The sequence below is a fragment of the Amycolatopsis dongchuanensis genome (genome assembly GCF_039542405.1).
Classification (GTDB): Bacteria; Actinomycetota; Actinomycetes; order Mycobacteriales; family Pseudonocardiaceae; genus Amycolatopsis_E; species Amycolatopsis_E sacchari.
Genome location: NZ_BAABIB010000156.1, coordinates 1 through 13,154, shown reverse-complemented (window position 1 = coordinate 13,154; position 13,154 = coordinate 1). Strand labels below are relative to the sequence as shown.

The 13,154-nt window shown below is 71.4% G+C and carries 12 protein-coding genes; 8 read left to right on the top strand and 4 right to left on the bottom strand.

Going from position 1 to position 13,154, the window contains the following annotated elements:
* A partial coding sequence (locus ABFX51_RS36195) for an integrase core domain-containing protein (protein ID WP_346056482.1) occupies positions 1–257 on the top strand: 257 nt, incomplete at its 5' end.
* On the opposite strand, the gene ABFX51_RS36190 is transcribed toward ABFX51_RS36195, so the two are convergent.
* A complete protein-coding gene (locus ABFX51_RS36190) occupies positions 254–1,294 on the bottom strand; it encodes a cobalt-precorrin-5B (C(1))-methyltransferase (RefSeq protein ID WP_346056481.1) in 1,041 nt (346 codons plus the stop codon). The two genes, ABFX51_RS36195 and ABFX51_RS36190, sit on opposite strands and share 4 nt — an antisense overlap.
* 11 nt (positions 1,295–1,305) lie before the next feature.
* Here ABFX51_RS36190 and ABFX51_RS36185 point away from each other — a divergent pair, with 11 nt between their 5' ends.
* From ABFX51_RS36185 to ABFX51_RS36170, 4 genes are all read left to right on the top strand, one after another.
* Positions 1,306–2,055 (top strand): cobalt-precorrin-6A reductase, encoded by a 750-nt coding sequence (locus ABFX51_RS36185; protein WP_346056480.1) that lies wholly within the window; start codon positions 1,306–1,308, stop codon positions 2,053–2,055.
* Entirely contained in the window at positions 2,052–2,732 is a 681-nt protein-coding gene (gene bluB / locus ABFX51_RS36180) for a 5,6-dimethylbenzimidazole synthase (RefSeq protein WP_346056479.1), read from the top strand. The genes ABFX51_RS36185 and bluB overlap by 4 nt, the downstream gene beginning before the upstream one ends.
* Before the next feature lie 60 nt (positions 2,733–2,792).
* Positions 2,793–5,963 carry an arabinosyltransferase domain-containing protein gene (locus ABFX51_RS36175; RefSeq protein ID WP_428832532.1) on the top strand — a complete coding sequence of 1,057 codons (3,171 nt, stop codon included), beginning with the start codon at positions 2,793–2,795 and terminating at the stop codon, positions 5,961–5,963.
* A gap of 94 nt (positions 5,964–6,057) precedes the next feature.
* Entirely contained in the window at positions 6,058–7,428 is a 1,371-nt protein-coding gene (locus ABFX51_RS36170) for an alkaline phosphatase PhoX (RefSeq protein ID WP_346056478.1), read from the top strand.
* A 408-nt stretch (positions 7,429–7,836) separates the two neighbouring features.
* Here ABFX51_RS36170 and ABFX51_RS36165 read toward each other — a convergent pair whose 3' ends face one another.
* The 3 genes from ABFX51_RS36165 to ABFX51_RS36155 are packed head-to-tail and all read right to left on the bottom strand — an operon-like array spanning position 7,837 to position 10,999.
* Positions 7,837–9,327: a precorrin-2 C(20)-methyltransferase gene (locus ABFX51_RS36165; protein ID WP_346056477.1), complete on the bottom strand. Its 1,491-nt coding sequence runs from the start codon at positions 9,325–9,327 to the stop codon at positions 7,837–7,839.
* A complete protein-coding gene (locus ABFX51_RS36160; RefSeq protein WP_346056476.1) occupies positions 9,324–9,947 on the bottom strand; it encodes a precorrin-8X methylmutase in 624 nt (207 codons plus the stop codon). The genes ABFX51_RS36165 and ABFX51_RS36160 overlap by 4 nt, the downstream gene beginning before the upstream one ends.
* Positions 9,944–10,999 carry a precorrin-3B synthase gene (locus tag ABFX51_RS36155; protein WP_346056475.1) on the bottom strand — a complete coding sequence of 352 codons (1,056 nt, stop codon included), beginning with the start codon at positions 10,997–10,999 and terminating at the stop codon, positions 9,944–9,946. Before ABFX51_RS36155 ends, ABFX51_RS36160 begins: the two co-directional genes overlap by 4 nt.
* A 162-nt stretch (positions 11,000–11,161) precedes the next feature.
* Between ABFX51_RS36155 and ABFX51_RS36150 the strand changes: the two genes are divergently transcribed.
* From ABFX51_RS36150 to ABFX51_RS36140, 3 genes are read left to right on the top strand one after another with little or no spacing between them, the layout of a single operon-like run.
* Positions 11,162–12,010: an ABC transporter ATP-binding protein gene (locus ABFX51_RS36150; protein WP_346056483.1), complete on the top strand. Its 849-nt coding sequence runs from the start codon at positions 11,162–11,164 to the stop codon at positions 12,008–12,010.
* Positions 12,007–12,858 (top strand): ABC transporter permease, encoded by an 852-nt coding sequence (locus tag ABFX51_RS36145; protein ID WP_346056474.1) that lies wholly within the window; start codon positions 12,007–12,009, stop codon positions 12,856–12,858. Before ABFX51_RS36150 ends, ABFX51_RS36145 begins: the two co-directional genes overlap by 4 nt.
* Positions 12,855–13,088, top strand: coding sequence for a helix-turn-helix transcriptional regulator (locus ABFX51_RS36140; protein ID WP_346056473.1), 234 nt, complete (start codon positions 12,855–12,857; stop codon positions 13,086–13,088). The genes ABFX51_RS36145 and ABFX51_RS36140 overlap by 4 nt, the downstream gene beginning before the upstream one ends.
* The last annotated feature ends 66 nt before the right edge of the window (positions 13,089–13,154 follow it).

Here is a 13,154-nt window from a genome sequence, read left to right as displayed (position 1 = left end):
GCGACACGTGCACCGAGCTGGGAATCACCCCGAAACGGACCCGGCCCTACCGGCCGCACACCAACGGCAAGCTCGAACGGTTCCACCGCACCCTGGCCGAGGGCTGGGCCTACGCCCGCTTCTACCCATCCGAAACATTGCGCCGGACCGCGCTACCAGGCTGGCCGCACTTCTACAATCACCACCGACCCCACAGCTCAACCGGCGGCAAACCCCCAATCACCCGGCTGACCAACCTCCCTGGACATCACAGCTAAGCCCTTCCCACGATCGTCCCCGCGCGGTCGATCACCACGACGTCCACCGCGACCGGCGCCGGGCCCAGCACCTCGACCGCCACCTCCCGCGCCTTCGCCGCCACCAGGTCGCCCAGCGGCAGGCCCGCCGCCTGCGCCAGCTCGAGCGCGTGCAGCGCGGTGTTCGCCGCCAGGATCTCGTCCCCCACCGCGGGCGCGAGTGACGCCAGCAGCCGCAGGTCCACCTGCGAGCGCTTCGAGTGCAGGTCCAGGTGCCCGGCCGCGAGCTTCGAGAACTTCGCGAACCCGCCACCCAGCGTCAACCGGGGCACGGGGTGCCGCCGCAGGTACTTGAGCACCGCGCCCGCGAAATCCCCCATGTCGAGCAGCGCGCTTTCCGGCAGCCCGTACAGCTCCGCGACCACCCGCTCCGACGTGCTGCCCGTCGCCCCGGCCACGTGCTCGTGCCCCATCGCGCGCGCCACGTCCACCCCGCGCCGGATGCTGTCGATCCACGCCGAGCACGAGTACGGCACCACCACACCCGTCGTGCCCAGCACGGACAGCCCGCCGACGATGCCGAGCCGGGGATTCCACGTCTGCCGCGCGATCTCCTCACCGTCGGGGATCGAGATCTCGACGACCACGTCCCCGCTGCCACCGTGCTCGGCCGCGACCCGCTGAACGGCCTCGGTCATCAGCCGCCGCGGCACGGGGTTGATCGCCGGTTCGCCCACCGCCAGCGGCAGTCCCGGCCGCGTCACGGTGCCGACGCCCTCCCCCGCGCGGAACGTGACGCCGCTGCCCGGTTCCCCCGGTGACACCGTGGACAGGATGAGCGCGCCGTGTGTGACGTCGGGGTCGTCGCCCGCGTCCTTGATCACGCCCGCCGTCGCGGAGCCCTCGCCGAGCCGTTCGGTGGCCAGCGCGAACGCCGGCCGCTTGTCCTTCGGCAGCCGCACCTCGACCGGATCGGGGAACTCGCCGGTGAGCAGCGCGGTGTAGGCGGCCGTCGTCGCCGCCGTCGCACACGCCCCCGTGGTCCACCCGTACCGCATGAACAGGGAGTATGGCTGGCGTGCAGACCGTTCTCGTCCTCGGAGGCACCGGCGAGGCCCGGGCACTGGCCGCCGGGCTCGCCGAACGCGGCGTACGCGTCGTCTCGTCGCTCGCCGGGCGCGTCGCGAACCCCCGCCTTCCGGTCGGCGAAGTGCGCGTCGGCGGCTTCGGCGGTCCGGACGGTCTCGCGCGCTGGCTCACCGAGAACGACGTCGCGGCCGTCGTGGACGCCACGCACCCCTTCGCCGAACGCATCGGCGCCTCCGCCGTGGCCGGCACGGCCAAGGCCGGAATTCCGTTGCTGCGCCTGCAACGTCCGGGCTGGCAGGCCGGTCCCGGCGACGACTGGCAGTGGGTGGACTCGCTCGACGAGGCCGCGAGGAAGATCACATCACTCGGCGAGCGCATCTTCCTGACCAGCGGGCGGCAGGGCCTCGCCGCCTTCGCGGGCTGCACCGAACAGTGGTTCCTCGCGCGCTGCGTCGACCCGCCGGAGCCCCCGCTGCCGCCGAAGATCGAGGTCATCCTCGACCGCGGCCCTTATGACCTCCCCGGCGAAGCGGCGCTGATGCGCGAGCACCGCATCGACGTGCTCGTCACCAAGGACAGCGGCGGCACCATGACCACCGCGAAACTCCTCGCAGCTCGCGAACGCGGCATCCCGGTCGTCGTCGTGCGCAGGCCCGCGCGTGAAGGGGTCCACACGGTCGAGGACGTGCCCGCGGCGCTCGCGTGGGTGTCGGCGATGCTGGGGGCATGACCGAAGCCTTCTACGACGTCCTCCGGCGGCGCCGGGACGTGCGCGCCGAGTTCACCGGCGAGCCGGTTCCCGCCGACGTGCTCACCCGCGTGCTCGAAGCCGCGCACAGCGCGCCGAGCGTCGGGCTGACGCAGCCGTGGGACTTCGTGCTGGTGCCCGACCGCGGCACCCGCGAGGCCTTCCGCGAGCACGTGCTCGCCGAACGCGAGGTCTTCGCGGATTCGCTCGACGAGGACCGCGCCGCGGTGTTCGAGCGGATCAAGATCGAAGGCATCCTCGAGTCCAGCCTCGGCATCGTCGTCACCTACGACCCCGCCCGCGGCGCGCCCGGCGTCCTCGGCCGCCACGCGATCGCCGACGCGGGGCTGTACTCGGTGTGCCTGGCCATCCAGAACCTGTGGCTCGCCGCGACCGCGGAGGGGCTCGGCGTGGGCTGGGTGAGCTTCTACCGCGAGGATTTCCTGCGCGGGCTGCTGGGTATCCCCGACGCGGTCCGGCCCGTGGCCTGGCTGTGTGTGGGCCCGGTGAGCAGGCTGCACGAAACGCCCGATCTGGAGCGGCACGGCTGGCGATTCCGCCGTCCGCTCGCCGCCGCTACGCATCTCGGCCGCTTCGGCGAACAGGCGGGCGTGCATAATCTCTGCCCGACAGAACCCGAAGAAACCTCGACACACTAGGGCGATAGCGTTCGTGCAATGTGGATGGCCAGCAGGACGCCGACAGTCTCCTCTCCCGAGGTGACCGATCCGGAGCAGCCGCGCCCGGAGCAGGCACCGCAGACCAGGCCCGGTACCAGACTGTGGCACTGGTTGTCCGTCGTGCTCGGCCTGTTCGCGGCCGCGTGCGCGATCGCGTACCCGTTCCTGCCGGTCGTGCAGGACACGGCGCGCATCACGTGGCCCGTCGGCAGCGACACCCGTCCGGTGAACGCGCCGCTGACCGGCTACTGGGCGCAGGACATGCGCGTCGACCTGCCGTGCCCCACGATCCAGTCGCTCAACTCGCGCATGCCGAGCGGCGGGCTGCTGTTCTCCACCGTGCCCAGCGCGCGCACGGGCAACGGCGCGGGTGTGTTCCTCCGCGTGCAGGACGGGGTGCTCACGGCGTTCAGCCGGGGGCAGCAGGTGGCGCGCCAGCCGCTGCCGGCCTCGGGCTGCGACGTCACGTTCAGCTCCAGCGCCACCCACACGACGCTGTCGGTCGCCGGCGCCCCGGTCTACGACGCGGGCGGTGACGTCCGGCCGCGCGTCATCGGGATCTACACCGACCTCACGTCCGACCGCGACCCGATCGCCGGGCTGAACGTGTCGATCACGCCGGACACGCGGTACCAGTCCTCCCCGACCGGGCTCAAGGTCGGCATCGGGGTGTTCGGGATCCTGTCGCTGCTCGGCTGCCTGATCGCGGTGAACCGGCTCGACCGCGGGCGCGCCCGGCGCGCGCCGCGCTGGGCGCCGGTCGGCTGGTGGAAGCTCACGCCCCGCGACTTCACGGTGTTCGGCGTGCTGGGCGCGTGGGTGTTCATCGGCCCCGTGACGTCCGACGACGGCTACATCCTGACCATGGCGAGGGTCGCCGACCAGTTCGGCTACCTGACCAACTACCACCGGTGGTTCGGTGTCGCCGAGGCCCCGTTCGGCTGGAACGACCACATCTACGAGGCGATGGCGACGGTGTCCACGGTGCCGCCGTGGATCCGGCTGCCGTCGTTCCTCATCGGCCTGATCTGCTGGCTGCTGATCAGCCGCGAGGTCATGCCGCGGCTGGGCAACCAGGTCCGGCAGAGCCCGGCGGCGAGCTGGGCCGCCGCGATGGTGTTCCTGGTGTGGTGGCTGCCGTTCAACAACGGCGTGCGCCCGGAGCCGTGGGCCGCGCTCGGCTCGCTGCTCGCGTTGTGCGCGGTCGAGCGGACACTGGTGACCCGGCGCCTGCTCCCGCTGTGCCTCGGCCTGCTGGCGGCCGCGTTCGCGCTCGCCGCGACGCCCACCGCGCTCATCGCCGTGGCGCCGTTCCTGGTCGCCGCGAAGCCGTTGTTCCACATGCTGCGCACGCAGGCCCGTGACTCGGGCTGGCTGTCGGTGCTCGCGCCGATCGCGGCCGCCGGGTTCACCGTGCTCATCGTCGTGTTCGCGGACCAGACGTTCGCGACGGTCGCGGAGGCGACCAGGCTGCGCGGCAACGTCGGCCCGAACCTGCCGTGGTACAACGAGCTTTCCCGGTACGAGCTGCTGTTCGCCGACAGCGCCGACGGGTCCATGACCCGCCGGTTCCCGGTGCTGCTGCTGATGTTGTGCACGGGTGCGTGCCTGGTGGTGCTGCTGCGCCGCGGCCGCATCCAGGGCGCCGCGCTGGGCCCGGCCCGCCGCCTCATCGGCACGACCGCGTTGTTCTTCCTGCTGCTGGCGCTGACCCCGACGAAGTGGACCCACCACTTCGGCGCGTTCGCCGCGGTGGGTTCGGCGATGGCGGCGCTCACCGCGCTGGCCACCAGCTCGACCGTGCTGCGCTCCAAGCGCAACCGGGCCGCGTTCACCGCGGGGCTGCTCGCGGTCGCCGCGCTGGCCGCGACCGGGCCGAACGCGTACTGGTTCGTGTCCAGCCTCGGCGTGCCGTGGTTCGACAAGGCGCCGTCGATCCACGGCTTCCACCTGTCCACGGTGCTGCTGTTCGCGGCGGCCGTGGCGGCGGTGATCGCGTTCGTGGAGAACGTCAGGGCGCAGCGGCCCGGGCTGCTGCCGCCCCCCACCCAGGAACGGCGGCTGCGGGCACTGCGGCTGGGCTCGATGTCGCTCGTCGTGGTCTGCGGGCTCGTCGTCGCGTTCGAGTTCGCCAGCATGGGCAAGGCGATCCAGAAGCAGTGGGGCAGCTACAGCCTCGGCGCGGCGAACGTGGCGCACCTGGTGTCCACCAGCTGCAACCTGTCCGACCACGTGATGGTGGAGCAGGACCCGGTGTCGAGCGTGCTCAAGCCGGTCGCCGCGCAGACCGTGCCGGTGGAGCAGCAGCAGCCCACCCCGGGGCTGCCGCCCGCCCAGGAGGACAACGGCAAGACGCAGACCGGGTTCCACTCGACCGCGCAGGACAGCGACGACCCGCTGAGCGGGCCGCCGCACGGGTTCACCACCAGCAGCGTGCCGATGTGGAGCAGCTACCACGAGAGCGGGACGACGCCGACGGGCAGGCTGCGCACCGACTGGTACCAGCTGCCCGCCGACCGCGCGGGCGCGCAGGTCGTCGTCGCCGTCGCGGCGAAGTCGGGCAAGGCGACGAGCGTGGCGCTGGAGTTCGGCACCGAGACGCCGGAGGGCGTGAAGGTCGCCCGCACGGACACCGTGCTGCCGCAGGGCGTGGGTACCACGTCGGGCAGCAGCACCGACACCGGCAAGTGGGCCGACGAACGCGTCCAGCTCGACAACGTCCCGGCGGACCAGACGCTGGTGCGCGTGGTCGCGAAGGACAACGACGTGACCGACGACGGCTGGGTGGCCGTGACCGCGCCGCGCGTGCCGACGTTCACGACGCTGACGCAGCGCGTCGGCAACGCCCCGGTGTACATGGACTGGCCCGCCGCGTTCGTGTACCCGTGCATGAACCCGGTGACCTCGCACGACGGCATCTCGCAGGTGCCCGCGTACCGCATCACGGCGGGCACGCTCGCCCCGGAGGCCGGCATCGCGGACAACATCGGCGGTGGCCCGAACGGGTGGCTGGAAGAGGTCGCGAGCGAGCCCGAGGTGCCGAGCTACCTGGAGGGCGACCCGGGTCAGTCGTGGGGCCAGCTGATCCAGATCGAGCCGTACACGGAGGGCACGACGCCGCACGTCGAGCACGGTGAGAAGACCGTGTGGGGCTGGTGGTCGCCGGGTCCGGGCCCGCAGCAGCCGAACGGTTCCACGCCGACGCGCTGACGAGCGTTCGCCCGGTGTTGGGCTGGATGTCCGGTTCCCGTCGCCGCCGCGCGTTTGGATGCCCTGGTCGCCCACTTCGACCAGGGAGGTCGCCATGGCACTCACCCGACGGGATCTGCTGCGGACGGGGGCGCTGGGCATCGCGGTGGCGGGCAGCATCGACGCGATCGCCGCGCCGGTCGCGGCCGCGAACGTCCGGCGGCCCACCGGTTACGGCCCGCTCGTCGAGGACCCGGCCGGGCTGCTCGCGCTGCCGAGGGAGTTCTCGTACCGGGTGGTGGCGCAGGCCGGGGTGACGACGCTGGAGAGCGGCCACCCCACGCCGAGCGACGCGGACGGCACCGCGTGCTTCCGCGACCGCAGCGGGTTCGTGCTGGTGAACAACCACGAGATCGGCGGTGACGAGCCGTTCCGCGTGCCGACGCTGCCGGGCATCACCTACGACCCGGGCGCCGGCGGCGGGACGACGAACATCCTCGTCGACCATTGGGGGCGGCGCGTGCGCGAGTACGCGAGCCTCGCGGGCACGCACAACAACTGCGCGGGCGGGCACACGCCCTGGGGCACCTGGCTGACGTGTGAGGAGACCGAGCAGCGCGCGGGCGGCGTCTACCAGAAGGACCACGGTTACGTGTTCGAGGTGGACCCGTTCGACCGGCGCGCCAACGAAAACCCGGTGCCGCTGAAGTTCCTGGGCCGCTACTCGCACGAGGCCGTCGCGGTCGATCCGCACGACTCGACGATCTACCTGACGGAGGATGCGAGCGGCCCCAACGGTTTGTACTTCCGGTGGACGCCGCCGAAGGGTTTCCGCGGGCGCCGGGGCGCGCTGCGGCAGTTGCAGCTGACCGCCGGTGACAACGCCGGGCGCCTGCAGGCGATGAGCTGCTTCAAGGGCGGCAAGCACATCGACGACCTGTCGGAGGCCACCCGCCCGGGCACGCGGTACCGCGTCAAGTGGGTGGACGTGCCGGAGCGGGACGCCAGGGAAGTGTCGGTGCGCAAGCAGTTCGCGGCGGGCGAGGTGACGCACAGCCGGAAGCTGGAGGGTGCGTACTGGGGTGACGGCGGGGCCTACTTCGTCGCCAGCTACGCCAGGACGTCGGACGGCAGCGTCAACGAGCACGACGGCCAGGTGTGGTTCTACGACCCGCGCACGGAAACGGTCGAGCTGAAGACGATCTTCGGCGTGAACCCGGACCCGGACGCCGACACCAACTACGACGGTCCGGACAACATCACCGTCTCCCCCCACGGCGGCCTCATCCTGGCCGAAGACGGTGAGGGCCTGTCCCACCTCGTCGGCGTGACCGACACCGGCAAGGCGTACCCGATGGCCCGCAACGAGCTGAACGACAGCGAGTTCACCGGCCCGACGTTCAGCCAGGACGGGAGGATCCTGTTCGCGAACATCCAGACACCCGGGTACGTCTTCGCCATCACGGGGCCCTGGCACCGGTGGTGAGGGCCACCCACCGAGAGTTGGGTGATCATCCCGTCGCCTGATGCCGGTGGATCACTTTGAGGAGCAGCCGCAACCTTTTTCGAGACTCGCGGTTGCCTTGCCAAGCTTGCGGCTGGTCCTCAAAGTGATACGCACAAACCGCAGGCGACGGGATGATCACTCAACTCGACCACCCACCCCAAGGTGAGATCCCTTTGGGCCCCGATCATCCTGGAGCCTGCCCGCCGGCGAGGCATTCTTTTCCCTGGCCGCCCAAGTGCCCGGGCACCGGGGTTCACCGGGCGTGGAGCGCCCTACTCGGGGGCCCCACCCCCGCCCCATCCCCTTGATGGTAAGGCAGCTGGGGATCGAGGCGGGCGTGGGGGTGCGGGCGGTGGGGCCTTCCGCTGTTGCGTCGCTTGCGTCCTTTTAGTACTTGCGTGGGGTCCAGACTTGGCCGTTTGTCACCGTTGTTTTGCTCGATCCTATGATCAGCAGGCATCGCATGTCTACTGTGGACGGATCCAGATCTCCCAGTGTGGTGATCCTGATTTCTTCCTCTGGGCCGCCTACGTCTCGGGCGATGACCACCGGGGTCTGGGGGCCGCGATGGGTCAACAGTACTTCCCGTGCCTGGGCCAGCTGCGTGGTCCTGGTGCGGGAGGCCGGGTTGTAGATGGCCACCACCAAATCCGCTTCACCCGCCGCACGTAGGCGCTTTTCGATGATCTCCCAGGGCTTCAGGCGATCCGACAGCGAAATGACGCAGTAGTCGTGGCCGAGTGGCGCCCCTACCCGTGACGCCGCTGCCTGCGCTGCCGTCACGCCTGGCAGGACTCGCACCGGGACCGGGCTCTCCAGTTGCGCCGCCTGCTCCAGCACCGCCGACGCCATCGCGAAAACACCCGGATCACCCGACGACACCACGGCCACGCGGGCACCGGTCTGTGCCAGGGAAAGCGCTTCCCGCGCCCGGTCGGCCTCCACGCGGTTGCCCGAGGCGTGCCGCTGCTGCCCTGCGCGCTGCGGGACCTTCGCCAGGTACGGGCCGTACCCCACCAGGTGTTCCGCCGCCTCCAGCGCCTCCGCCGCCTCCGGCGTCAGCCACTGCGGGCCCGCCGGGCCGAGGCCCACGACCACGACCTCGCCGCCGTCCGCCGGTTCCGGCGCCTCCGAGACAGCCGGGGATTTCCTTGCGGCATAAGCGGGACTGGGCACCAGGGCCAGCGAGAAGTACGGCACCGAGTCCGGCGAGACGTCCGCGAACGGCTCGATCCGCTGCGCTTCCCACGTGGCCCGCTCGACGTAGTAAGCGTTTTCCAGTTTCCCCGACTCGGCCAGCGCCTCATGCACCGAACCGAACGTGCGCCCCAGCTTCAGCACCGCCGCCGCGTCCGTGTCCGCCAAGCGCCTCGCCAGCTCCGGGGCCGGGAGCGTGCCCGGCAGGACCGTCAGCACCTCGTCCCGCTGCACCAACGGGCGGCCGAGCACCGCCGAAGCGGCCGAAACCGACGTCACCCCCGGCACGGCCTCCGCCTCGTACCGGTCACACAGCCGCTCGTGCATGTACATGTAGGACCCGTAGAAGAACGGGTCACCCTCGCACAGCAGCACCACGTCACGCCCGGCGTCCAGGTGCTCCGCGAGCCGTTTCGCGCTCAGCTCGTAGAACTCGGCGATCGCGCCCTCGTACCCGCCGGGGTGATCGGTCGTCTCCGTCGTCACCGGGTACACGAGCCGCTCTTCGATCTGCCCTTCCCGCAGGTACGGCTCGGCGACCGAACGCGCGATGCTCCGGCCGTGCCGCGCACTGTGGTACGCGATCACCTGCGCCTCGCTGATCAGCCGCGCCGCCTTGACGGTCAGCAGCTCCGGGTCCCCCGGCCCGAGCCCGACACCCCACAGCTTCCCGGTGCTCATTCGACTTCACTCGCCAACGCGTTCACCGCGGCGACGGCCATCGCGCTGCCGCCCCGCCTGCCGTGCACCACCAGGTACGGCGCCGGCGCCCGCTTCACCAGCTCCACTTTGGACTCCGCCGCCCCGACGAACCCCACGGGCACCCCGATGATCGCCGCGGGCACGCCCGCGCCCTCCTCCAGCATCTCCAGCAACCGGAACAACGCGGTCGGCGCGTTGCCGATCGCGACGACCGAGCCCGCCAGTCGGTCCCGCCACAGCTCCAGCGCCGCCGCGGACCGCGTCGTGCCCAGCCGTTCCGCGAGGCCCGGGACCTGCGGGTCGGACAGGGTGCACACGACCTCGTTGGCCGCGGGCAGCCGGCGCCGCGTGATGCCGCTGGCGATCATGTGCGCGTCACACAGGATCGGCGCGCCCGCCCGCAACGCGGCCCGCGCCGACTCGACGACCTCCAGCGAGTACGCGAGGTCGTCCACCAGATCGACCATGCCGCACGAGTGGATCATGCGCACCGCGACGGGCTCGAGGTCCTCCGGCAGGATCGCGACGTCGGCCTCGTCGCGGATCGTGGCGAACGAGTGGCGGTAGATCTCCGCCCCGTCCTTCAGGTAGTCGATCACCGGTTTCCCTTCTGTCCCAGCACATCCACCAAAGCCCCGGCGGGCACCCACGAGCCTTCGACGAGGTAACCGCCGTCCGCCGCCACCACGTCGACCGCGTCCCGCGGCTTCCCGCACCGCCGCTCACACCCCGAGAAGTGCGCCCGCGCGGACACCCGCCGCGCGTCCGCCCGCACGTCGGCCCGTGACTTCGCACACCCCGGCCGCCCGATGCAGGCACTGACCCGGCTCGCGCTCGACAAGGCCGCCAGCTCGGGCCGGTACTCGGGCACCACGACGCTGCGCCACGGCGTGACCACCACCTCGGTGCCGAACAACCGCAGCTGGTCCGCGCTGAGCTGCCCGAACAACGGCGCCACGCACAACCCGCGCCGCCCGTCGTCCCGCACGAACGGTCCCGGCTCGACCGGGTGCGCGGGTCGGCGAACGCCGGAAAACCCCGGCAGCTCCCGCATCCGCCACGCGCTGCCGCGGATCTCCAGGAACCGCAACGCTTCCCGCACCAGCGCGGTGACCGCGTCCGCGCGCGGCACCCGCTCCCCCGGCTCCCCGGCCCGCAGCAGCACGCCGGTCTCGGCGTCGAGCGCCTGCCAGCACAGGTCCGCGTCCTCCGCCGCGACGTCCCCGCGCCCGTCGTCGAGCGCGAACAGGAACCGGCCGGGCAGCGCGGCCAGCGCGGGTTCCGCGCACACCGCCGCGTCCAGCTCCGCCACCTGCGGCCGCACGTCGACGAGCCCGCCGGCCAGCCCGCTCAACGGCGACGCGAGGAAGTTCCGGACGCGTTCGTGCGAGGGCGCGGGCAGCAGGCCCGCGTCCGCCAGCCGTCCGACCAGCTCCCCGGTGTCACGCGAGAGACCACGCAGCTGCACGTTCCCCCGCGAGGTCAGGTGCACCGAACCGTCGCCCAGCTCCTCCGCGCACGACGCCAGCACAGCCAGCTGCCCGGCGGTGATCCGGCCGCCCGGCAGGCGAACCCTGGCGAGCGCGCCGTCCGCGGCGTCGTGCGTCGAGAAGACGCCAGGACAGGCGTCAGGACGGGCTCGGTGGGGCATGGTGCTCACTGTAATCCTTGGATCAGATGTAGTAGGTCTGCTACATTTCCCCGCACACCAACTACAGGGGGAACAAGGACTATGACAGTTCTGAACGGTCCTCGGGGGGTGACCGACCCCGTGCGCACCGGCACCACCGTGCTCGACGTGCGTGACCTGCGGATGCGCTACGGCACGCAGGACGTGCTGAAGGGCGTGGACTTCACCGCCCGGCGCGGCGAGGTCCTGGCACTGCTCGGGCCGAACGGCGCGGGCAAGACCACCACCGTCGAGATCCTCGAAGGCTTCCGGATGCGCTCCGCGGGGGACGTGCGCGTCCTGGGCGTGGACCCGGCGCGCGGCGACGAGGCCTGGCGGGCCCGCATCGGCGTCGTGCTCCAGTCGTGGCGCGACCACGCGAAATGGCGGGTGCGGGAGCTGCTCGCGCACCTCGGCTCGTACTACCGCGACTACTCGACCGACCACATCCAGCGCCCGTGGGACGTGGACGAGCTGATCGAGGCCGTCGGGCTGACCCAGCACGCGCACAAGCGCACGGCTTCGCTGTCCGGCGGGCAGCGGCGCAGGCTGGACGTCGCGATCGGCATCGTCGGCCGCCCCGAACTGCTGTTCCTCGACGAGCCGACGGCCGGGTTCGACCCGGAGGCCCGGCGCGAGTTCCACGACCTCGTGCACCGCCTGTCCGACGACGAGGACACGACGATCCTGCTCACCACGCACGACCTGGACGAGGCGGAGAAGCTCGCCGACCGGATCCTGATACTCGCTGGCGGCGCGATCATCGCGGACGGCTCGGCGGACGAGCTGTCGCAGCGCATGTCCACCGAGGCCGAGGTCAAGTGGACCCGCGACGGCCAGCGGTACGTGCACACCACCACTGAGTCGACGAAGTTCGTGTACGAGCTGTTCCGGCAGTACGGCGAGGAGATCGCCGACCTGGAGGTGCGCCGGGCGAGCCTGGAGGACACCTACATGGCGCTGGTGCACCGGTTCGAGGAGGGGACGCGATGAACCCGCTGGCCGGCGCCGTGCGGGCCGGGGTGGTCCGCGGCCGCATCGAGCTGCGGCAGACGTTCACCACCGTCCAGGACCTGTGGGCGTACCTGTTCCCGGCCGTCGCGCTGACGGTCGTGATGATCTTCATGCGCGGCGCGTCCGTGCCGGGGATGAACTTCCAGCTCAGCTCACTGACCCTGCCCAGCGTGCTGGGCATGAACATCGCGTTCGCCGGGCTGGTCAACCTGAGCCAGCAGCTGGTCACCGAGCGCGAGGACGGCACGCTGCTGCGGGCGAAGGCCGTGCCGAACGGCATGATCGGCTACCTCGTCGGGAAGATCGTGCAGGTGGCCGGGATGTCGCTGGTCGCCTGCGTGCTGGTGCTCGTCCCCGGGCTGTTCGTCACGCACGGGCTGGAGCTCGGGGCCGGCTCGTGGCTCGCGCTGCTCGGCGTGGTCGTGCTGGGGCTCGTCGCGACCATGCCGCTCGGCGCGGTCCTCGGCTCGCTGCTGGCCAGCCCCCGCAGCATGGGACTGGTGATGCTGCCGACGATGGGGATGGTGGCCGTCTCCGGGATCTTCTACCCGATCACGAGCCTGCCCTCGTGGCTGCAGGGCGTCGGCCAGGTCTTCCCGGTCTACTGGGTGGGCCTCGGGATGCGCTCGGCGCTGCTGCCGGACGCGTTGTCGGCGGTGGAGGTCGGGCACTCGTGGCGGCACCTGGAAACGGTGGGTGTGCTGGGCATGTGGGCCGTGGTCGGCCTGGTACTGGCGCCGCTGGTGTTGCGTAGGATGGCGCGGCGCGAGTCCGGCTCGACCGTGGCCGCTCGCAAGGAGAAGGCGTTGCAGCGGATACCGGGATGAGCGAGACGATCTACAACCGCATCGCCATGCTGCGGGCCGAGCGGGGCATCTCGCGGCGCCAGCTGGCGGAGGCGCTGGGCGTGCACTACCAGACGATCGGCTACCTGGAACGCGGCGAGTACAGCCCGAGCCTCTACCTGGCGCTGAAGATCGCGCAGTACTTCGAGGTCGGCGTGGAGGTGATCTTCTCCACTGAGCCGTTCCCCCGGCTCGGGGAGCAATCGGCCTGACGACCCCTAAGGGATGTCTCGTAACTCGTGTTGTGGTTGGTGGGGCTGGTGTTGCAGTCAGTCGGC